A 21654-nucleotide genomic window follows, 5' to 3' on the forward strand; every position below is an offset into this window, starting at 1 on the left:
TCGCCGCCTCTTCATGGTGGCCCGAAAAAGTAGCCGCAGTGCGTCACGGTAATCTAAGCGTAATACAGCCGACGAATTTCGCTGCCCGCAATAACGGGCAGCGATCACATCAGGCCAGTTTAATCAGTGTCATCCCGACGATTAATAATATCAACCCCAACCAGCCTTTATCGTTCAGACGCTGCCCAAAAAGTATCCAGCCCGCCGCCAGCGTGGCGACAACGCCGAAGCCGCCCCACAGGGCGTAAGCGACAGAAAGATCAATGCCTTTTACCGCTTGCGACAGCGCGCTAAACGCCGCCAGCACCGCCAGCAACGATCCGCAGCCATAGGCTTTACGGCGAAAACCATCGGACAATTTTAAAAAGATATTTGCCGTAATCTCCAGCACAATAGCAATGGCCAGCCATGCCCCATGGATCCATTCAAACGGCGACATGTTTACGCTCCTGGCGCACGGCTTTGCGCGTCCCTGATTTAATCAACACAATGCCCAGCACCAGCGTTGTTAGCCCCGCCACTTTTAGCGTCGATAGCGGTTCATCAAATAAGCAAACGCTCAACACGGTAATCAATACTATGCCGATACCTTCCCATAATGCATACGCCACACCAAGAGCGATTTTTTTTACCGCGAATGACAAGAAAATATACGACAGCGCAATCATTACCAGCATTAAAATAAAACCGCTATGGCTCTCGCTTATACTTGCCCATTTCATCAACAATGTGCCGGTAATTTCCGTGACAATGGCCAGCGCTAATAAGATCCAATAAATCATTTTTTTCTCCTGCTTGAGAATACAATCCTTTGCGGCTTACCGAACCACGGCAAACCGGACCAACAGAGATATCCGCCGCGCGCAAGCGGCCTGTTCAGGCAGAGAGAAAACTAGAGCGCCGAGCGCCAGTATTGTTCGCCCGATAGCGGGCAGCAGGTATTGGGAAGAGAAAAAACAGACGTGAAAATGCTGAATGGAATATCCATATCATTACAATTATCCGCAAATTGCTTCTCATCGTCGCGGAATAATATGTCCCCGGTCGTTAAACACGGCTTATTTCTATCACAGGCCAGGAATTTACTCAAAAGCTTTGCACTTCTTTACGCCGACAGCAACGCGCCGCGTGATAGACAGCGGCGCGTCTTCCGCTACTCTTGTTCTTTTATGGCGCTGGCCCGCGCTTCTGCCAACAAATTCCACGAGCTGATAAATAATGCGGCAATCATTGGCCCCAGTACGAACCCATTAATGCCAAAGAATTGCAGGCCGCCCAGCGTGGTAAGCAGGATCAAATAATCCGGCATGCGGGTATCTTTCCCCACTAACAGCGGACGCAAAATATTATCGGCCAGCCCCACCACCACCACAAAATAGAGCGTCAGCATTGTTGCCGTTGCAAGTTCATCGGTGGCGTAGAGGAAAATCACCGCCGGGATCCAGACAATCGCGGTTCCCACCGCCGGGATCAGCGACAAAAACGCCATCAGCGCGGCCCACAGCAGGCTGCCGTTGAAGCCGGCGAACCAGAAACCCATGCCGCCCAGCGCCCCCTGGACAATGGCCACCACCAGCGTCCCTTTGACGGTAGCGCGCGCCACACCGGCAAATTTCAGAAACAGACGGCGTTTAATTTTTGCCGACAGCGGCATCGCTTCATAGATTTTACGCACCAGATGCGCACCATCTTTCAATAAAAAGAACAGTAAATAGACCATTAAGCAGAAACTGATGGTAATCCCCAGCGTACCTTTGCCAATGATCACCGCGCTTCCGGCCAGGTAACGCCCCACGCTCAGCGCAACACCGGAAAGTTTTTCCCGGATGGTCATCACGGAATCAAAGTCATTCTCCCGCAGATAATTTCTCGCCCATTCCGGCAGATGCGCAATGCCGTTGCTTAATAATTGCGGCAGGTCGGTGGCGTTATTTTGCAGGCGCTGATACAGATTATTTATTTCGACCGCCAGCGACGACAGCACAATCATCATCGGAATAAACACAATCACACAAATCAGCAACACGGTAATCAGCGAGGCGATGCCGTTACGCCCGTTCAGGAGGACCGATAAGCGCATGCGCAGCGGATAAAAAATCAATGCCAGAATCACCGCCCAAATCATGCGAAATAAACACCATCGACACGCGCAGACGATTTTGCAGCGCCACCAGCAGATCCAACACCTGCGCCTGCGTGGTCACATCCAGTGCCGAGACCGGCTCATCGCAGATCAGAATGTCCGGCTCGCAGGCCAGCGCCTGCGCAATAGAAATGCGTTGCCGCTGACCACCGGATAATGTCGTCGGGCGTCGGCTCAGCAGATCACGGCTTAACCCCACCAGCGTCAGCAAGGTCTCGATGCGGGCAAGACGGGCCGGAGCAGAAAGCGTGGTATGTAACCGCAACGGCTGTTGCAGCAACTGCGCCACCGTGTATTGCGGATTAAAGGAGCCGAGCGGATCCTGCACAATGGTCTGAATGCGTGTACGCAGCGGACGCCGCTGACGTTCGGTTAATGTACTCCAGGCCTGCCCGCCAAGACGGATTTCGCCCTGCTGTGGCGTTTGCAGCGCCAGCATCAGTTTACCCAGCGTGGTTTTTCCGCAGCCGGATTCACCAACAATGCCCAACGTCTCGCCGTAGGCCACCTGCAATGACACGTCATTCACCGCCTGCAATACGCCGCCATCCGGCAATGAAAACGCCTGTGAGACGTTATCCACCGCCAGCACGGGCGTTGCACTTCCGGTCACGACATGCTCACGTACCGGCGTATGCGCCAACGGATCGCTCCCGGTCAACCACTGCCCACGCGTGCCCGCGCCCGGAATAGCCGCCAACAAACGTTGGGTATAGGGGTGTTGCGGCGCATGCAACACCTGCTGCACCGTGCCACTTTCCACCGCCTCTCCCTGTTGCATCACCACCACCCGATCGGCAATATCCGCAACCACCGACAGGTCGTGGGTGATCAACAGCACGCCATGCCCGGCATCCGCCAGCGCGCGGAAAACTTTCAGCACCTGTTTTTGCACGGTGGCATCCAGCGCGGTGGTCGGTTCATCGGCGATCAACAAACGCGGACCGGCCGCCAGCGCAGAGGCAATTAACGCACGCTGCCGCAAGCCGCCGGAGAGCTCATGAGCGTACTGCGCCATGCGATTGTGCGGGTCGGGGATCCCCGCCTGAATCAACAACGCAGCCACCTGTTGACTGACCTCCGCTTTTCGCGCCAGCCCGTGAGTCAACAGAGGTTCCGCCACTTCCTGGCCAATACGACGTAACGGATCGAGCGATGTCAGCGCATCCTGTAAAACAAAACCGATTTCCCGCCCACGCAGTTGCCGCCAGCGTCGGGTATCGCACTTCAGCAGTTCTTGCACCTGGCCATCGCGTCCTGTCAGGGTTAAGGCACTGGCGCGGATCGCCGCACCGACGCCTGCCAGTCCTACCAGCGTGCGGGCAGTGACCGATTTCCCCGAACCGGACTCGCCTACCAGCGCCACGACTTCGCCAGGATTGACGCTGAATGAAAGTGATTTTACGGCCTCCACCACGCCCTGCGGCGAAGGAAAACTGACGCTCAGCTGCGCCACGCGCAGTAGCGGTTGTTGCAGGATCTCTGTATTCATTCGATACCGCCTTTGGCCATAATGGTTTGCAAACGCCGCCCCAGCAGCGTAATGGCGATCACGGAGAGCGCGACAACGCTGGCGGGCAGCAGGCTGACCCACGGCGCGCTATCGAGGAAATTACGCCCTTCGGAAAGCAGCGCCCCCCACTCCGCCGTGGGCGGCGTAACGCCCAGTCCAAGGAAACTCAACGCCGACGCGGACAGCACCGCGTAACCCATTCCTACCGTTGCCAGCACCAGTAACGGGCGCAGCGTATTGGGAATGATATGGCGCAGGATAATCGTCAGCGGCGACTCTCCCAGCGCAACCGCATGTTGCACATACCCGGACAACCTAACCTGCAACACTTGCGCGCGCACCAGCCGCGCATAACCGGCAATGCCTGCCAGCCCGACCGCCAGTAACGTATTCTCCGGCCCGCGTCCCAGCACCGCGATCGCCAGCAGCGCCAGCAACAGATCGGGGAATGCCAGCAGCACATCCAGCAGCCGCACCAGCGTCTGGCGCACCGCACGAGGGGCCAACCCGGCGAGGGTGCCAAGAAGAATACCTCCCGTGCTGGCGATAAGCGTTGCGCCCGCGCCAATACCCAGCGACAACGCGCTGCCATACACCACGCGAGCAAAGACGTCGCGCCCGAGTTGATCGGTACCGAACCAGTGCTTCAGCCCCGGCGGTTGTAAAATCGCCCCCAGATCCATATCGTCCGGTCGGTAAGGGGTAAACAGCGATGGAAAGCACACGGCCACGCTCAGCAGCAGTACCAGCAATAAGGGAATGAGGGTGCCCGGCGTCAGCCACGGGTTGCGGTAACGCGCACGTACGCGGCGGGAAGCCGCCAGCAGAAAATCACTCATCGACGTGGCTCCTTGTTCGCAGACGCGGATCGATCAGCAGATAGAGCGCATCGATAAGCAGGTTGATCACCACAAACAGCAGCGCAGAGAACATCACCACGCCCAGCACCAGCGGCATATCGCGGTTCTCAATCGCACTGAGGGTGACCTGGCCCAGCCCTGCGCGACCAAAAACCGTTTCCGTCAGGATCGAGCCGCCCAGCACGCTGGCCAACAGCGTGCCGGTCAGGGTCGATACCGCCAGTGACGCATGGCGCAGCGCATGACGCAGTCGCAGGCGCGTTTCACTGACGCCACGCGTACGCACCGTGACAGCAAACGGCTGGGAAAGCGCCTCTTCCAGCCCATCGCGCAGCACCTGGCTGAGCATCGCCGCCAGCGGCAAACTGAGCGTTACGACCGGCAACACCAGCGACATCCAGCCGTCATTGCCGGTCACCGGAAACCATTGCAGGCTAAAGCTGAAGAGGCTTAACAACACAATGCCGATCCAGTAAACCGGCGTACTGAGCAACATCAGCTCCAGCCCGGCCAGCAGATTACGCAGGCGCGGGTTGCGCCCGGCGGTCAGCAGCGCATTACTCACCGCCAACAGCAGCGCCAGCGTTAACGCGCTCACGGCCAACGGAACGGTCTCTTTCAGTGCTCCGCCAATCACCAGCGCCACCGGTAACCGGTACTGATAGCTCTGCCCGAGGTTGCCGGTCAGCGCCTCGCCGCAATAGCGCAGATACTGCAACCAGAGGGGCTTATCCAGACCAAACTGGCGGGTCAGCGTTTCGCGAAAACTGTCATCCACAACGCTGTTGGCGCTGCCCATCAGAATCGCCACCGGATCGCCGGGGATCAGCTTCACGGCAATAAAGGTCAGCGTCGCCGCGCCCCACAGCACGGCGAAAATGGTCAGCAGCCGTTTGCCTGCGGCCCGCAGCTTAACGTTGGATCCAGACATCATAGAAGTTCGGCTTCGCGTTAGTGGCCCAGCTAATACCCTGCACCTGTTTCGATTTACCCAACTGATACGCCGGAATATAAATCGGCACCGCCCACGCCTGATCAATGATCTGCTGCTGGATGGCGTAATAGAGGCGTTTACGCTCCGCGTCGCTGGCACCCACGGCGGTCTCCAGTTGACTGTCCAGCGCTTTTATCCGGCTGAAGTTGTTCCCTTTTGGCGGAATGTAGTTGGAGTGAAACACCGTGCGCAGAATGTCCGGCTCCGGACGAACAAAGTAGTTCGAGATAATGTCATAGTGATTCGCCGCCGTGCGACTGCTGAGGATGCCGGAATCCAGCGGATCGAGTTTCAGTTCAAAGCCGGCCTGCTTCACCTGATACTGAATCGCCTGGAACAGCGTCACATCCGCCGCTTCCACATCGCTGGAGGCGTAGCTGAACTGCACCGACAAACGCTTGCCCTCTTTCAGCCGATAACCTTCGCCATCTTTTTGCGTCCAGCCTGCCTCATCCAGCAGGCGATTGGCTTTTTGCAGATCAAACCCCCACTTACCGGCAATCGACGGATCGTAATCGAGCGTCGCAGGCCCGAGGATATTGTCCGCCGGCTTCAGAATGCCGAAAAAGGCCGCCTTCACCACGGATGCGCGATCGATAGCGCTCTGGAACGCCTGGCGCACCTTGACATCGCTAAAGATGCCGGTGTCGCTATTCAGATAAAGGACGCGCGGTACACCGGGGTTTTCCCGGGTAATGACGTCCAGTTTCGGGTTATTTTTCACCTGCGCGTAGTTCACCGGTGGAATGGCGTCGATCACCTGCACCTGGCCGCTATTCAGCGCCCCCAGGCGTACCGCAGATTCCGGCAGATACTTGAACTCAATACCGTCGAGCCAGGCAGGCCCTTGATGACTGGCATAGCCCGGCCCCCAGTGATAATCCGCGCGTTTGCTCAGACGGCTGCCGCTGCCTTTCACAAAGGAGTCAAGAATAAACGGCCCGGACCCCACCACCGTGTTACTGGTGTTGGCGCTCTTTTTCAGGTAGGTCGGTGACTGAATACCTAAATAGGGCAAACTTAAGCCCTGCAACAACGGTGCAAACGGGGACTTATAACGGATCACTACCGTGTACGGATCCGGCGCGGTAATCGACGCCACCGGGCCAAGCAACGATTTGGAATAGCTGGAGGTGGTTTTCGGATCAAGAATACGGTCAAAGTTGTATTTTACCGCTTCCGCATCCAATTTCGTGCCATCACTGAAGGTGACATCCTGGCGGAGATGAAAAGTGTATTCGGTATTGTTGTCGTTAACTTCCCAGCGCTGTGCAAGCCACGGTGTAAAACGGTTATCTTCCGCCTGGCCCACCAGTGAATCCACCACGTTGCGAGTGACCAGCGCGGTGACGGAATAGGCGGTGATTGACGGATCGATAATCGGCGTATCGCTCCCCAGCGCCACATGCAGCACGCCGCCTTTCTGCGGTTCGGCGTAACCCGGAAAGGCAACACCAGCCAGAATGACAGCGGAAATAAGGGACAAACTGACAATACGGCCTGCGGTAACGACACGTTTTTTCATCTCTTTTTCTTCCTTTTTGAGTAGTGAAGGCGCGAAGCCATCTTAGGAAGAAAAAAACCACCGGCAAACGATGTAAAACGTATATCCTTTGCCAGAAATTAGCGCTCATCAGCACGACAAACCACGACTGAGGCGCGCTGTTTACCGGTTTTCTTTCAGATTCGTCTGCTCGATACCTGATTCTCAGCATCTATTCTCTTATTATGCGCTATCACTCGCGTCTGTTCGCATTGTATACATTAATAACAACTATATCAGACATCATATATACTCCATCTAACCCAGAACAATGTTTCAACAACATTATTTGCAGACTATTTAATAATTAAAATATTTTGACACTGCTTAATAACAATTTCGTAAAAAGTCATTAACCACATGATTTAAATAGTTAATATTTTTATTTTATTCTCAATGTTGTATTTTTTGATATTGCTGCATATTGTTAATGACGTAGTTACCTCAAAACTGTTTCGCAAAGACACGGACCTAATACCATTGTTGAGGTAGCGCCATGCTCGCTAAAATATATGTTATTACAGACATTAATCAATTACCGTAAGAAATAATAACCCAGGCTTACTGCACGGGGAATCAACGGGTTTCGCCTGTTTTTACCCGGCACAATTTAAGCCATGCTTAATGTATTATTCGACACACCGTAAAAAGACGACATTGATTCAACAAAGAGCAATAACTGCCCATAATACATTGATGCAAAAAACGTATTAACCACGTATAGACACGGCAACAAACTGTTATTCATAAACATAATTACAATCTATTCTCTGGCGGGAATGGATCACTTTTTCCTCTTTTTCTGGATTATTGTATGACGACACTAAGCTACTCCAATGACGACAAAGATGTTGTCAAAAAGGTGATCGCACAATACGGCAACAAAGGCACATTCGCGATTGATGCCAATGACCCCTTACTGGTGCGATTCTATGCAATTCAACTGGCGCTGGCGGGCATCACCCCAAACAATTACCCGGCATTCAGCCGCCAGTGGAACGACGCTACCCGCTTTAAAAGCAGCGCCGGTAGCCTTGATCAAGCCAGCGTCAACGGCGCGGTGCCGGTTTACAGCATTGTGGATATCAACTCCCTGGATGGCCGGAATTACACCGCCGATGCCCTGGGATCGCTGCCTACCCAGGCGACCAATGTCACGCAAACGTTGGGGCTGTTTGACAGCGATGCCAACAGCGTGGGGGCGGTAAATTACACCAAGTCCTATATTAACGCGGCGGATTGCCATATTCAGGCTAACGGTGTTTATTCCCGCTCTCCGCAGGAAAACACAGAAAACGTTGCCGTAATTTATACCTTTGCGCAGACCATTAATCAGCAAACGGTGTTTGGCGCAGAAGTGATTGCCTCGCAAAGTTATCCCAAAGAAATCATTAATACCTCCCCCACCGACCTGAAACATAATAGCCAGATTAAAATTTGTTTAACCCGCGAGTCTACCGACTGCGACTACTGGCATGATTATAATGGCGTGGTCAGTGTCCCCATTAAAGGCCAGGTTACCTATTTAAATAATATTGACATGAGCGGCGGGCGTCCGGTAAATGCCTGGAACGCCATTTACCTTATTCGCACGCGCGCGGGCGGCGATCCCATTACACCGCTCAGTGATGTGAATGTGTTTAACAGTCCAAAAACGCAAATCAACGGCAATAGCATTTCCTGGGATCTTGACTGGCTGAGGTTTAAAACGGTTGATTTTCAATCTGGTGAAAATGTTTATTATATTTTCAAAATGGGGGTTTCCGCTGGCGGGAAAAACGTCGCCAGCTTTATTACCAATGCGCCCAAAAATGTATTACCCGAGCAGCGTTTTCTTAATACGTTCACCATAAAGCCAATGCAAATTGTTTATGGCTGCCTGGCCAAAGGTACGCACATTACGATGCAGGATGGCAGCCAGAAAAATATTGAATCGATTGTGTCTGGCGAATGGGTATTATCCCAGCAACAGCGTTATTTACGTGTCGAAGATGTCATTCGCGGTAATGAATCCGATTGTCGGGTGATTCATTTTACCTCTCAACATGGCGCGCAAAGCCTGACCACCAGCGCCGGGCACCCCATCTGCACCACCAGCGGCATCATGCTGGCAAAGGAACTGACGTCGCAACACAGGCTGATAACGCATGAAGGGGAATCCGCCATTGATGCCATTGAGACAACAACGGATGAACAGGTCGTTTATAACCTGCATCTGTCGACCGACGATCCCCTTGCCGATGGGCTGGAAGGACGCAGCACGCTGTACGCCAACGGTGTACTGGTGGGTGACAGCCAGATGCAGTGGCAGTACGAAGAAGAGTACAACCAGCGCCCGGTGAATGTGCTGGATCAATTGCCCGACGAGTGGCGTCAGGATTACCAGAACTACATTACGGTAATGGGAAAATAGCGCCATGTACGAAGGCTATCCGGATTTCCAACAGATCATCACCAGCGACGATCACCTTTTCGTCGCGGCTTACCGGCAGGATGGGGTGTTCTATCTCTACCCACAGAGCAGCGCCATCCTTGCCACGGAACCGCCGCCGCTGGCGTTTTCGCTGGATATTATCCGCAGCTACAGCCTGCAGGTGATCTACGGCAAACTGGCGTTTACCTGCCAGTTGCAATTTGCCGACCAAAAGACGCTGGTGAACTTCAGTCGCCAGCACCCGGACTCCAGCATCCGCGTGCTGCCGGTGTCCCCCGATCAACTGGGCTTCAGCGCGCCGCTTGCGTATCCCTCTACGCTAACCGACGCCCCCTATGACCCGACCTGGTACACCGCACAAGATATTCAGTTTATTGTGCTGCTGGATGTCCATAGTGCGGCGTTGATTGAAAAAGTCCTGCGTGATGATATTGCCGGCTTTGGTGCGCGGATGGATGGCGGCGTTATCGGCGTCTCCCCGCGTCTGGACTATACCGTCGACACGAATGTGAAAACGCTGATTACCGTGCTGGCCGACAATGTACCGGGCAGTCAGCGGCGGGCGGACAATCTGGTCGTTTTTAACTACCTGCAACTTGCCGGGTATCTTGCTGAACATCTCACCCGACTTCCGCTCAACATCACGCCGGTGTTCACGTCAACGGATCCGGCGCTCATACGCCTGTTCAGCCAGGCGTTGCTCGACCGGTTGTACAATCGTTACGGACAACCCTGGTCCGGCCCTGTTGATAGCAACACCACCTGGATTGGCCTGAACATGCCGAATGACGGGCACGATGTCATTGAACTGTTCCGGGAGGAACTGACCCGTCGCCCGCTCTGTTTCACCCTTGATCCGTTTGCTGCCGCGCAGCAGATCGCCAAAGTCGACATCAACGCCATTCTGCATTATCCCGAACCGCTGCCGATGCCAGACGGCAAACTGATGTTCGATCTGTTCTACACCTGGCCACCGGGATTGAGCGATCGCGTCAATATTGATGTGCAAATAACGATCCCGCCGGGGCTGCTGTACCCCACGGAGCAAACAAAAACGCTGCTGCTGCAGGCCACAACCACCCATTTAGCCTGTGAGTTTTATAACAACAGCCCGGACGGAGCAGACAGTTATCACTACCAGGTGCGTATTACCTGGTCAACCGATCACGGGCGTCAGTTTCTGATCGGCGAACTCACGCCCTTTACTGGCAGCACGCTGGTGCTGGGTTATAACGCGCTGCCCTGCCCGTTTTTAACCATCAATATCGATCCCGGCTTTGCATCCAGCTGCCGGTTAAGCGGCATCTTCCACAGTCAGGATAAGAACGTTCCCTTGCTGTTAACGGAGAAAGCGCAGTGGTTCAGCTATCCGCGACTCGACAAGGAGGACCACGCGGAGCTGACCGCTGAGCAAGTGTCCGGGCCGGGCGTCGTCCCGTTGCCGACCCCCGTGATGTTAAGCACCACCATTGGCGCCTGGTGTTTCCCGCAGTTTGGCGCACAGCGAGCGCTGATAACCGTTCACTTTCCGGCGACGATGCCCTACGTAGAGCTGCTGTTTCAGGCGCAGGGACGGGACGATGAGCAGGCACATGCGTTTACCCACTCGCAACCCACCTTTGAGTATCGCTGGACCGTGACATCAATATTCGCCGCGGGTTTTCGTTACAGGACACGTACTGGCGAGTGGTCGGATTACGTCAGCGGCGATCAAACGATCGATATAGAGGCCTAACCATGACAGCCGAATACCTCAACCCGGAGCAAACATTGCAGGATTTTTTTCTGCTGGAGAGTGCGTTTGCTTTTCACGATCAAACCCAACCGGCGGATGTGTACACCTATGGCCGTTTTACCCCGGATCTGGTACTGGATATGCAGAATACGCCGGTGAGCGCCCTGCACCTGATAACCAGCCCCGGCGGCGGCCTCGCCACGTTTATTTCACCTCAACTCCCCGCAGACAGAGGGGCCATCGTCGCATGGATCGAACAGCATATCGCACCAGGGTTGCAGAACGTCCAACTGATGCAGTGCGAGAGTCAGATCGCCATTGGCCTGCGGTTTGTTAACAACGCGGACGGCACCTCCAGACGGTTTGAATTCAGCGACGCAAAACTGGCGCTGACCCATGCCGAAAGCAGCCAGTTGGCGGGCGCGATTCAGGGAACGGCAAACCAGGTGTTTCTTAACACCCTCACGACGTTTCTGGTCATTTGCGAGGCGGACGGCACGCTTGACGCAGACTGGCTCGCCTTTTTACGCCTGGCGGTGACGCAGGGCATCCGCCAGAAACCGGAACTGATTGCGCTGATTAATCAGCAAATTGACGTTGGTGCGATCACATTTACCCACCACTACGTCAATTCACCGTCTGTGGAAACCCGGGCGCTGGTGCGCAGCGAACTGGTGAACCTCGCGGCGCTGCTGACCGGTAACACCTTAAAAAACGTCACCAGCATTAGCCAGTTACCCGATCACATCACCTATAACATCACCTACAGCCACAGCGTGCCGCAGCGTTATTTGCTGGAGTACGACCAGGATCTTGCGCCGCTGCTCAGTCAGTTGCCTTTTGACTCGATCGTCTCCTACAGCCCATCGCCGCTGCCAGAACCCTCAAGGCCGGATAAACCCGTTGAGCACCATCGCTGCACCGTGCAACTGGGTTTTAAAGCGAGTGAGTACAAAATAACCGCCATCGAATTACGCTGGGGCAGTCAAACGCAGGCCATGCAGTGGCCCGCATTTCCTCCGGTCACGCTGGAGAACGAGGGTACCCCCGGCGACATAACGTTGACGGTCACCTTCGCCGACTACTCCACCTTCACGAAAACGCTGTTCTGGCAACAGGACATTACCCTGTGGCCAGCCGACATTGGCGTGAATACCGTGGTGTTCGACGCCAGCCATCTGGCAACCGTGTTTGCCAGCATCTCCGGCAACGCCACCTGGGTTCCCGCCACCTCTTCGCTGAAAAAAGTCTCCACCAATTTTCAGTTTTCCGGCAACCAGTGGCAAAGCACCTGGTTGTTGAATACCCATGCCGAAAACCTGAACGGGCGCATTGAATACCGCTGGGAGGGCGTACCGGCGTCACACTGGTCGAAGAAGTACGAGTCAGGTCCACAGCAGTCCACCGTCAGCCCCATCCTGTTGCAGTACATCAAGTAACATCACTGAGAGGAAACGCACATGTTAACGACCGCATTGCAGCAATCTGTCAAAATTCCCGTCAGCAGCTATTTAGGTCTCACTGAATATGCCTATACCTGCTATGCCGACAGTAATGACAAGAACGTTTTTTACGTCGTGCCCGAAATTCCGGTGTTTTCCGCCCGAGACGGGAAACCGCAGTTTATGTTCTACAAGTACCGCAGCACCGACCAGCAGGGCGGCTATGCGCAGTTTACCGTTAACCTGCCCCAGCCCACGGAGGAGATGAAAGATAAGATCCGCGCCCTGCTCTATAACAACATTTCGGGGCAACTGCGCGCCAAATCGACGCTGATTGTGAAGTACGTGAAGGCCAATAAAGCCTTTAAAGACGATCCGACCAACAAAACGAAAGAAAAAGATCGCGATACCGCGCTGAAAAACACCGGCTTAACCGCCGAACAGGCCAGTGTCTATGAGGAGTTGTACGACCCCAGCAAAGGCGATGATCAATTCTTAAACCGCCTGATGCCGGATGAAGCGAAAAAGATAAAGCTGCAACAGCCGCGTTATACCACCGCGCAGGCCACCTTGATCCTCGATAATAACAAGGCGTTTTACCGGGAGATCCCCACGGTGTTGACCCCATCGGGCCTGGGTGACAACGATACCGTATTTAGCCTGTCGCTGACCGGCGAAGGCGCCACGCTATTCGAACAGGTTCTCAAAGGCTCTGAAAAAAATGCCAGCGTCGGCGTCCGGTTTAATTTCACGCTGGATGCCTCACTCCCGGCGGCAAGCGTTACCGTCAGCTATAGCAGCGAAAAAACCAAAGAGGTGACGCAAACGATCGATCGCCACACCTGGTCTGCCGATGAGAAAAAAATCGAGCAAAAATACCTCGATGCGCAGGCGATCACCTCCAAAGTGGATATTGGCCTGGGGCCAGAGGAACTGGGCATGAGCCCGGAACAATACCTCGCCTGGAAAGAGTCGCTTCGCCTGTGGGGGCAGAAACAGGTTGAGCAGATCCTCAGTAGCCAGACCGGTCTCGATATGAGCCTGAACCTGCTGAACGATGCTGGCGGCTTCGATAAATTCAAAGAGAGCCTGAATGACACCCAAAGTTTCACCCGCGTCTATTCAGAAAATGCCGTGGTGTCCTTTACCATCGCGCCGCAAACGCAGCTCCCCTCGATCCTTTCGCTGTTGCAGAAAGGCGAAAAACTGGACGATTACTTTAAAGAGTACGATCTTGACGACCCGTTCTACAGTCACCTGCAACCGGAGTTCTATGTCACCCGCGATCTGGCGAAATACAATATTGAAAACGTTATCGTCACGGTTAAATATGGCGACAAAGCCTCTACGCTGACCTTCGACAAAGATAACGATAAGCCGAAAAAAACGGATTACTGGTATGTCGACCAGAAACTCGGTCGCGTCTACAGCTACTCCTACGTGGTTAACTTCTCCGGCGTCCATGCCAAACCCTATCATTCCGGGCCTATCGAAGTGGTGGATAGTCTGGTGGAAACCATCAACGTCGCCCAGTGCGGTATCGTCTATGCAGATATTGCCACGCTGATCTCACCGGCGGGCTGGAAAATCTTCGAGCAGGTGGTGGTTAAAACGCAATATTCCGATCCCAAACATGGCATTGAAGAGAACCCGGTAAACCAAATCGTTACCGAGAAAAACCCGCCACAGCCCTATATTTATCCGATTGGTATTAAACAGGAAGAACCGATCTTCTTCACCGCCGACTACCACACCGTCGATGGCAGTAAACTGACCTATGTGCCGCCGGGTTCGGACTCCAGCTCTCAGTTGCCGGATTACGCCACCACCAAAGCCAACCAAATCCAGATCGAGAACGCCCTGCCGCGGCAACAGAACTTTAACGTTGTGTTCCAGATCCCGGAACAAAACGTGGCGTTTATCTCCTTCGACTTGTATATCGACTATCCGCGGTACCATTTTAAAATTACCAAAAATCTGACGGTGGACGAGTTCCCGGAGAACAAGAAAACCATCGTCAAATCACTCACCGTGCAAGTCATGGCGGATGAGGCCGGTAACGAGGCTGCATACAGTTATAAAGCAACCATTGTTTATAACGAAAAACCGGAAAAAGAGATTGAGGATAAATTCACCGGCACCACTGTGTTTGTTAAGTGCTAGCGATATTTCCCGCCAGGGTAATGCGCTGATGCATTCCCTGGCGCCTGTCTCTCTTGATTAAGATGGACAACCGCTATGTCCAATATCATTATCCAGAACAATATTGCTTTTATTCCGGCCGCGGTGGAGCGCCCGATATTTTATTATATTGCGGCAACGCCGACGTGCATTCTCCATACCGATAACACGCCCGCCGTGCAGTTGCAGGTCTTTCGCAACAGCAGCGATCCGGGCGATGTGTATTATGCCATGCTGTCGCTGCAAACCCAGTTGACCAGCAGCCAGGCTGCGGCGCAAGCTGCGGCGAGATCCTGCCCGGCAATCCCTGCGGATGCCGTGTTGCAACCCTTACAGGCGATAGCCTGTAGTGCGACCTTAAACATTCCCGCCATGCTGCCTGAGCAAGTGAACAGAGCCTCACTGAGCAATGAACAAGTGTGCTATCTCTTCGGCAGAATAGAGAAAAAAGAGGATATTGAGGTACTGGTGGCGTTATTACGCTCCCCGCAATCCGCTCCTGTTGCCGTAAGTTATAAAGTGGATTATTTGCAACAGTTACCGCCCTCAACGTTTGAGCTGGAGGCAAACTGGCAGGAGGTATACGACTATTTAAAAACCAGCGTAGGATTTAACGTCCTTATTTTATCAGTTGATATTGAGGATATTTCTTCAACGCTGATTAGCCAGCGCACCGTCAAGATTAAGACCCGTCAAAGCGACCCCGACAGCCATATTATTCAGGCCGGTGAAGAATTGACGACTGTTTTAATCAGTGAATTTTTCACCCCGGTGTTTGCCCATCAGGCACCTGAGACGCCCCCCCGTTTTGGCTTTTATTTACAGCAGGTCTCACTGAAGGAAATGGATAATCGACGTCTGAGTGCGAAGCTTTCGGAAACCACCGCCGTCAAGCGCTCCATCTACCCTCAGGCACTCTTTGGCGCGCTGGTTGAAAACAGCGATTATCAGCCGCAACGCGTGATCGAAATGATCGATCTGAAGGATGATTTTTTTGCTCACCGTACGGTCAATGTGCATCTGCTCAACCCGGAGCTTGACGATAATATTCTGCTGGTGGTGGCAAACATGACCTATGGCAAGCAGAACCAGGCGCTCAAGTTCAACGCCGGTGCGCCACAGCCGCAAACCTTTTCCCGTCTCAGCATTCTCGATCCCAACACCGGCGAAATAGTCTGGCCGGTCAGTTATCAGTTTACGGTCTATTTCCAGCAGCCCATTGGCGGCCTGGCGAGCGTGAGTTCCGGGCCGATGAGCACCTCGCTGGGGGACGTCTTCCTCGACGTTGAGTCTTTATATGCGCGCTATGACTTTACGATAAAAGCGCAGTCGCACTTTAACTGGGACTGGTATGACTCGGTGCTGGTCACCGTCATCTGCCAGCATTTGCGGCAGAAAAACAATCGCATTGCGAAAAGTTTCCTGCTCGATCAATACACCACGCACGTCAATTACCCGCAGATGCTCCCGGACGCCGATCTCTGGCAGTTTGACGTCACGAAGCAGTACAGCAATGCCGCCAATGCCCCGCATATCCCGGTCACGCTGAACCAGGCTATCGGGCAGGATGTTTTCATTTTTTCGTCGCTCTATCCGCAGCGCACGCTACAGGTTGCCGCCGGGTTTGACTGGCAGGTTGTCAGACAAGCCACGGTGTTTCTCAGTTACAACAGCGGGCCTGACGGTCCCGTGCTCCAGCAAATGCAGATGTTTACTGAAGATGGCGAGAACCCGCAGTCATTCTCCGCCGACCAACTGAACGCCGACTGCCGCACCATTGCCCTGGAAATCCTGGTCGAGTTTCAGCCGGATCACAGCAACGGTAACGATCCGCGCATCAACACCACCACGGATGCTGATTTTATCGATATTGCCAAACTCATTTAAGGAACCGCTATGTTACTACTCAGAGCAAAAACCGCGACCATCGACAACATCACCTTCTTTGCTGATGATTCTGATGACAACCAGTTCTGGTATATGCCCGGCGATATCCACCTCGCTGAGCGCGAGGGGAATCCCATTTTTACCTTGATCAAATACACCGGGGATGGCGCCGATCAGCAAGGTGGTTATATCAACTTTGAGGTGGATACCTCCATACCGGAAAGTGACCTGAAAAGCGCCTTCAGAACCTATTTAAGCAAGCTGAAAGTGACCCCGCCCAACCCGCTCCTGCAACAGGTTCCTTACGACAACGGCACGGTAAACTTTTTCGTACTGGATGCGCAAAACGCCAATGGCAAGCTGGTCAGTGCGCAAAGCCCAAGCCTGTTCGCCAAAAACAGCGCCATTTTTAGCGCAAAACTGACGCCGGAACAGGCGGTGATCCTTGAAGCGGCATTCAGCGAAATGCAGGCACCCGCGGCGGTAGCGTATAACCTGACCTACACCGGCATTACGCCCGCACTGAAAGTGGAGGTTGAGGGCAAATTTGAAAATATCTACCAGGAATTCGACACCAAATTTGGCGCAAACATTCCGATTCCAATAGAGACGCCTGCCAGCTTCTGGCTTGGCTTCGACAGCGTGATGCAAAAACTTCAGCAGGAGCAGAAGTTAATTATCAAAGTCACCGAAAGCCTGCCCGGCGATGAAGCCGCCAAAGAAAAAGAGTGGGCGCTGGAGTTTGTGAAAGGTGAAATTCTGAAAAGTTTCTTCACCGCCTCACTGAAACCCAACGAGGATACAAATACCCAGGCCAAATCCGCCAGCGACTCGATTCTCGACGCGCTGTTCGCCAGTGGCAAGTCCGAAGACGGCAAAGAAGGCAAAGGTGGCCTGTTACCCTGCGCCTCGCTGGAGATCAAACTGGTGAACCGGAAAGAGACCAAAAAACTGAATTTTAACTATACCTCTTCCAAAGCCATCACCCAGTCCGCCGTACCGCAGAATTTTATCGGCAGCAAGCTGCTGCGTGTGAAGAAAGAACCGCCCTATTTTAAAGAGGTCAATGTCAACGATCCCTTCTTCCAGAAAATTAAGCTGGAGGTGCTCGGGCCGGACGGTTTTAACCAGTACGGGCTGAAAGCCGCCACTGTGGCGGTGAAATACAACAATAATGTCTACACGCCGGATGCTTTTACGTCCGATGGCGGGGAGTGGAAAAAGGAGATTTCCCGCAGCAAAAATACCCAGGAACTGTTTCAGATTGACAGCGAGTTTGCGTTTAAATCAGCGGCGGTATCCGGCTGGGAAGGCAACACCAGTTACCACCCGGTATCCCGCAGCGCCTCCACCATGGTGAACCTCGATCCCACGGAAGTCCTGACCTTTAACCAAATCCGCATTAAGCCGGATAAGAAGTTCCCGTGGGATGACTATAACGAAGTGGTGGTTGAACTGCGTTATCAGGATGATGAGCAGACCATCAAGTCGAAAAAGTTCACCTTTTCTGAAGATGAACCGCAAATGCAGATCTTTAAATATCGCTGCCTGACAGAAAAACCCTGGACGGTAAACTACACCATTACCTACTTCCTGCTGGGCGGTAAAACGCATCTGGTTAAAGGCGAAGAGAACCCGCCCGCCATCATTATTTCGCCATTTACCGAGGGAAATGCCTGATGGTGGCGGGCATCACGTCCGTACGACCTGCGGCGCTGGATGCGCTGGTAGAGGGGTTGTGCCAGCAAGCCCCGTGGCTCGCTGACGCATTACGGGCAGATGTTGCCCGTTTTCTGGAGCCCCGGCTGGCGTCAGGCTATCTCTCTGCGGCATTTAATACCAGCCTGCTGGCGTGGAACGGCTGCCCGCTTGAATTTACCACCTCAACCGCCAGGCCTCAGGGTCTGGCGGGTACGTTTGATGCGCAATTGCCGCAGTTCCACTGCGCCTGCGGCGACGGTCTGCGCTTTGGTCACTGGCAAGGACGCAAATACAGTCAGCAAGGCGTGAGCACCAAGATCTATAGCGAAGTGCCCACTGGCGGCGACTGCCCGGCGCAGTGGACCCACCAGGGCATGCCCTACAGCACCGCGCAACTGGCAGAAGCGGGTCTGCAACTGCTGATGGTCGGCCACTATCCCGACCAGGCCGACTCACCGGTTGAGTTCTATTTCCAGTGGCACAGCGCGGAAATCACCCACGACGATATTGTTGCGGTTGGCGCGCTGTTTGCCTGTGACACCGCCCTGCCCGCGCTGATGCCGCTTCTGGCGGCGGCACGGGCGCAAACGCAAAGCGACGGGCATTTCCCGTACACCACCTACGGCTTCAGCGTGGTTTACCAGCAACAACGGCTGGAGAGCTTCACCGTTTTCACCGTCGCACCGCGTTTTTTTGGCAGCAATGCGCGTGTGCCCGATGCACTCAACAGGCTACTGGCGCAGCAGGCGTGCACCATGCCGTTACTGCAATCGTTGCTGGACAAGCGCGTGCCGCTGCAGTTCAACGTGCTCGGTCTCTCCGTCGACAGGCAAGGCCGCTGCGCCATCAGTTGCACATTCAGCCCGCAGAACGATCGTTTTACCGAGGTGGCGATAAACATTGAACCCTCGCCGCCGCCTTCCACACCGCTGGGTTGTTTATTGCAACGGCAGACCGCCAGCGGGGCTTTTCCTTCGTATGTGCGCACGCCGGATGGCCGCTGGCATCGGGATGAAAACGCCTTTGTTACCGCGCAGGTACTGCGCACGCTGGAATATACCGCTGAAACCGCGCCATACATTGAAAAAGCGCTCGATTTTATCGCCTCCTGCGCATGCCAGCCTGCACGTTACCGCTTCTGGCCTGCGGGTGCGCACCCGGCCTGGATGCGGGGCGATACCCTCGCGCCCGACGTCGACGACACCGCGATCATCACGGAGTTGCTGTACAAATTTGGCCGTATTTCTCTGGATGAGGTCGTGAATACGCTGGCGACGCTGAGCGCATACCAGATCCAGCGGGTGGATCGTCGCCTGGCGGAACCGCAATGCCAGTGGGCTGAGTGCCTGGCCTTTTATAGCTGGATGAAAGAACCCAACACGCTGGCGCAGCTCGATTGCTGCGTCAATACCAATGCGTTGATTTTGATAGCGTGTGTGAGCAAAGCGCAGAACCGCGTGATCCCGGCGTCCGCCCGTATCCTCACCCTGTTCGACAATGCGCTGGCGTGGAGTGAAAACCAGTACGATCGCATCAATCAACTGATCCCTTATTACGCGCATCCCAACGAGTGGCTGGTCACGTTGCACTACGCCGCACGTTGCGGCATTACGCACCTGACGCCGCTTATCGCAGCGTTAGAGAAATGGCGACTCCCCGCCAGCCAGACGGAAATACCGCTGTATCGCCGCCATGACGGGCAGTATCTCTGGACATCCACCGAACTGAACGCGTTCCGGCAATTAGCCCTTTCACACCCCATCAAGGATACCTATGAACACATTCCTCACTGACCTGGTCACCCTCAACAGGGTTATCCTGGCGAATGCGGCGCAACAGTTTCCGGGTGTCGCGAAACCGCAACTACGCGCTCTGCGCGCGCTACCCACCGATCTGACGGCAGCGGTGAGCACCGAAATCGTCTCGGGCGAAATTCGCTATCAAATCACCACCGCCAAAAAAGAGACCGGCTGGATAATGACCCTCGATTTCGATCTCAATCAGGCGGTATCGACCCTTCCTGATGTGGTGCTGAGTTTCTCGACATTCGGCGATGAAACCGAGATGCGCTTCCAGCAGGTGGAAACAAAGCCCTCCGGCGGCAATAGATATCAGGCGCGGCTGCTGCTGTCGCTGCCGAGCGAACGGGATGCCTTGCTGCGGGCGCTGGACAGTTATGATTCGCAGACCACGCTGGTTGTAGCCCTTAAAACCCACGACGGGATGCTCAACACCGTGACCGTGCCAACGGTGTTTTACTTCTCTCAGACTTATTACCCTTATATCTATCAGGGTTTATTACCCCCTCCACCGGTGCTGCAACTCAAGTTGCTGAACATTCCGTTCAACGCGCACAGCGATCACTATTTCCAGGACTATGTCCACCAGGAATATCTTTTTTACCTTCCGGATCGGTTTGCGCTGGCAACCGATGCCGCGAACGATGATAAGCCAATGTTATCCATCTCGTTCAGCGCGCCGGAACATGCAACTTCGCTGGATCAGATCAACGTGACGTTTGATTACTTTATCCTGCCGCAGGTCAATCAGGCGCGCATTGCCAACGCCAAAACCGTGTTTCACGATGAATACGAACAGCCGCGAGGGCAACTGTTTCCGCTGGCTAACGCCCATGCTTTAACCCTGCGGCTTTCGCTACCGGCAGGCATGACCGAGGAGAAAAACGCGCTGATCGACCTGCAAAGCGGTATTGTCGATGCCTTCACCTTGCCGTCATCACAATTTGGGCAGATTTGGGATGCGTTGTTCGACACGGCGCAGCAAAGCCTGTTGCTTAAAGGTTTCCTTAAGGTAGAGCTGGTGGGTTTTGACCCGGAAAATATCCCGGCGCAGTTAGCGCTCAACGCGAAATACAAAAATACCCCGCGGGCATTTATTAAGCAGTCCGCACCGGTTGATATCACCAAAACGCTGGAATTCAGAAGCGATAAAGATGCCTTTGATCCCTACGGCCCGAAACCCATTTCCCGCATCCTGATAAGCGTAGGCGGGAAAACGATCGAACTCGACAAAGATCACACCAGCCAGAAAGTGGATGTAAAGGTCTCGGTGCTGGAACAGATCCTCAACCCCTCCAGCAAACTGGTATATCACTACGATATGCAAATTTATTACGTCAGCGGCGGCAGGAAAGATCTCCCGGACCAGCAAACCACGTTTGAAGTGATCTACGTGCCCTGAGAGCGCTCCGGTGATATTTC

15 protein-coding genes are annotated in these 21654 nt (G+C 54.2%); 8 read left to right on the forward strand and 7 right to left on the reverse strand.

What is annotated here, in order from left to right:
• Positions 1 to 109: 109 nt before the first annotated feature.
• From mdtI to N7922_RS13490, 7 genes are all read right to left on the reverse strand, one after another.
• Positions 110 to 439, reverse strand: coding sequence for a multidrug/spermidine efflux SMR transporter subunit MdtI (mdtI, locus tag N7922_RS13460; RefSeq protein WP_263096760.1), 330 nt, complete (start codon positions 437 to 439; stop codon positions 110 to 112).
• Positions 426 to 782 (reverse strand): multidrug/spermidine efflux SMR transporter subunit MdtJ, encoded by a 357-nt coding sequence (gene mdtJ / locus N7922_RS13465; protein WP_263096761.1) that lies wholly within the window; start codon positions 780 to 782, stop codon positions 426 to 428. The genes mdtI and mdtJ overlap by 14 nt, the downstream gene beginning before the upstream one ends.
• Positions 783 to 1153: 371 nt before the next feature.
• Positions 1154 to 2080, reverse strand: coding sequence for an AI-2E family transporter (locus N7922_RS13470; protein ID WP_317633839.1), 927 nt, complete (start codon positions 2078 to 2080; stop codon positions 1154 to 1156).
• Positions 2049 to 3635, reverse strand: a complete 1587-nt coding sequence (locus N7922_RS13475) for an ATP-binding cassette domain-containing protein (RefSeq protein ID WP_263096762.1) — start codon at positions 3633 to 3635, stop codon at positions 2049 to 2051. Before N7922_RS13475 ends, N7922_RS13470 begins: the two co-directional genes overlap by 32 nt.
• Positions 3632 to 4495, reverse strand: coding sequence for an ABC transporter permease (locus tag N7922_RS13480; protein ID WP_263096763.1), 864 nt, complete (start codon positions 4493 to 4495; stop codon positions 3632 to 3634). The genes N7922_RS13475 and N7922_RS13480 overlap by 4 nt, the downstream gene beginning before the upstream one ends.
• Complete coding sequence (locus N7922_RS13485; RefSeq protein ID WP_263096764.1) at positions 4488 to 5450, reverse strand: ABC transporter permease; 963 nt, start codon at positions 5448 to 5450, stop codon at positions 4488 to 4490. Before N7922_RS13485 ends, N7922_RS13480 begins: the two co-directional genes overlap by 8 nt.
• Positions 5428 to 7035: an ABC transporter substrate-binding protein gene (locus N7922_RS13490; RefSeq protein ID WP_263096765.1), complete on the reverse strand. Its 1608-nt coding sequence runs from the start codon at positions 7033 to 7035 to the stop codon at positions 5428 to 5430. Before N7922_RS13490 ends, N7922_RS13485 begins: the two co-directional genes overlap by 23 nt.
• 832 nt (positions 7036 to 7867) lie before the next feature.
• On the opposite strand from N7922_RS13490, the gene N7922_RS13495 reads away from it, so the two are divergent.
• The 8 genes from N7922_RS13495 (at position 7868) to N7922_RS13530 (ending at position 21634) form a co-directional block, all read left to right on the forward strand.
• Positions 7868 to 9466, forward strand: coding sequence for a hypothetical protein (locus N7922_RS13495; protein ID WP_263096766.1), 1599 nt, complete (start codon positions 7868 to 7870; stop codon positions 9464 to 9466).
• 4 nt (positions 9467 to 9470) lie between these two features.
• Positions 9471 to 11222 (forward strand): hypothetical protein, encoded by a 1752-nt coding sequence (locus N7922_RS13500; RefSeq protein WP_263096767.1) that lies wholly within the window; start codon positions 9471 to 9473, stop codon positions 11220 to 11222.
• Positions 11223 to 11224: 2 nt separating this feature from the next.
• Positions 11225 to 12661 (forward strand): hypothetical protein, encoded by a 1437-nt coding sequence (locus N7922_RS13505; RefSeq protein WP_263096768.1) that lies wholly within the window; start codon positions 11225 to 11227, stop codon positions 12659 to 12661.
• Between the two features lie 21 nt (positions 12662 to 12682).
• Complete coding sequence (locus N7922_RS13510; protein WP_263096769.1) at positions 12683 to 14827, forward strand: hypothetical protein; 2145 nt, start codon at positions 12683 to 12685, stop codon at positions 14825 to 14827.
• Between the two features lie 75 nt (positions 14828 to 14902).
• Positions 14903 to 16732: a hypothetical protein gene (locus N7922_RS13515; RefSeq protein ID WP_263096770.1), complete on the forward strand. Its 1830-nt coding sequence runs from the start codon at positions 14903 to 14905 to the stop codon at positions 16730 to 16732.
• A gap of 9 nt (positions 16733 to 16741) precedes the next feature.
• Positions 16742 to 18412 carry a hypothetical protein gene (locus tag N7922_RS13520; protein ID WP_263096771.1) on the forward strand — a complete coding sequence of 557 codons (1671 nt, stop codon included), beginning with the start codon at positions 16742 to 16744 and terminating at the stop codon, positions 18410 to 18412.
• Complete coding sequence (locus N7922_RS13525) at positions 18412 to 20226, forward strand: hypothetical protein (RefSeq protein WP_263096772.1); 1815 nt, start codon at positions 18412 to 18414, stop codon at positions 20224 to 20226. Before N7922_RS13520 ends, N7922_RS13525 begins: the two co-directional genes overlap by 1 nt.
• Positions 20207 to 21634, forward strand: coding sequence for a hypothetical protein (locus tag N7922_RS13530; protein WP_263096773.1), 1428 nt, complete (start codon positions 20207 to 20209; stop codon positions 21632 to 21634). Before N7922_RS13525 ends, N7922_RS13530 begins: the two co-directional genes overlap by 20 nt.
• The last annotated feature ends 20 nt before the right edge of the window (positions 21635 to 21654 follow it).

Origin of the sequence: Kosakonia sp. ML.JS2a (genome assembly GCF_025642095.1) — a bacterium.
Classification (GTDB): domain Bacteria; phylum Pseudomonadota; class Gammaproteobacteria; order Enterobacterales; family Enterobacteriaceae.

Excerpts from the sequence above, each read along its gene's own strand:
- N7922_RS13530 (WP_263096773.1), top strand. The coding sequence starts at position 20,207 with ATGAACACATTCCTCACTGACCTGGTCACCCTCAACAGGGTTATCCTG.
- N7922_RS13480 (WP_263096763.1), bottom strand. The coding sequence starts at position 4,495 with ATGAGTGATTTTCTGCTGGCGGCTTCCCGCCGCGTACGTGCGCGTTAC.
- N7922_RS13510 (WP_263096769.1), top strand. The coding sequence starts at position 12,683 with ATGTTAACGACCGCATTGCAGCAATCTGTCAAAATTCCCGTCAGCAGC.
- N7922_RS13490 (WP_263096765.1), bottom strand. The coding sequence starts at position 7,035 with ATGAAAAAACGTGTCGTTACCGCAGGCCGTATTGTCAGTTTGTCCCTT.
- mdtJ (WP_263096761.1), bottom strand. The coding sequence starts at position 782 with ATGATTTATTGGATCTTATTAGCGCTGGCCATTGTCACGGAAATTACC.
- N7922_RS13475 (WP_263096762.1), bottom strand. The coding sequence starts at position 3,635 with ATGAATACAGAGATCCTGCAACAACCGCTACTGCGCGTGGCGCAGCTG.
- N7922_RS13485 (WP_263096764.1), bottom strand. The coding sequence starts at position 5,450 with ATGATGTCTGGATCCAACGTTAAGCTGCGGGCCGCAGGCAAACGGCTG.
- N7922_RS13505 (WP_263096768.1), top strand. The coding sequence starts at position 11,225 with ATGACAGCCGAATACCTCAACCCGGAGCAAACATTGCAGGATTTTTTT.
- N7922_RS13520 (WP_263096771.1), top strand. The coding sequence starts at position 16,742 with ATGTTACTACTCAGAGCAAAAACCGCGACCATCGACAACATCACCTTC.
- N7922_RS13500 (WP_263096767.1), top strand. The coding sequence starts at position 9,471 with ATGTACGAAGGCTATCCGGATTTCCAACAGATCATCACCAGCGACGAT.
- N7922_RS13470 (WP_317633839.1), bottom strand. The coding sequence starts at position 2,080 with ATGCGCTTATCGGTCCTCCTGAACGGGCGTAACGGCATCGCCTCGCTG.
- N7922_RS13495 (WP_263096766.1), top strand. The coding sequence starts at position 7,868 with ATGACGACACTAAGCTACTCCAATGACGACAAAGATGTTGTCAAAAAG.
- N7922_RS13525 (WP_263096772.1), top strand. The coding sequence starts at position 18,412 with ATGGTGGCGGGCATCACGTCCGTACGACCTGCGGCGCTGGATGCGCTG.
- N7922_RS13515 (WP_263096770.1), top strand. The coding sequence starts at position 14,903 with ATGTCCAATATCATTATCCAGAACAATATTGCTTTTATTCCGGCCGCG.
- mdtI (WP_263096760.1), bottom strand. The coding sequence starts at position 439 with ATGTCGCCGTTTGAATGGATCCATGGGGCATGGCTGGCCATTGCTATT.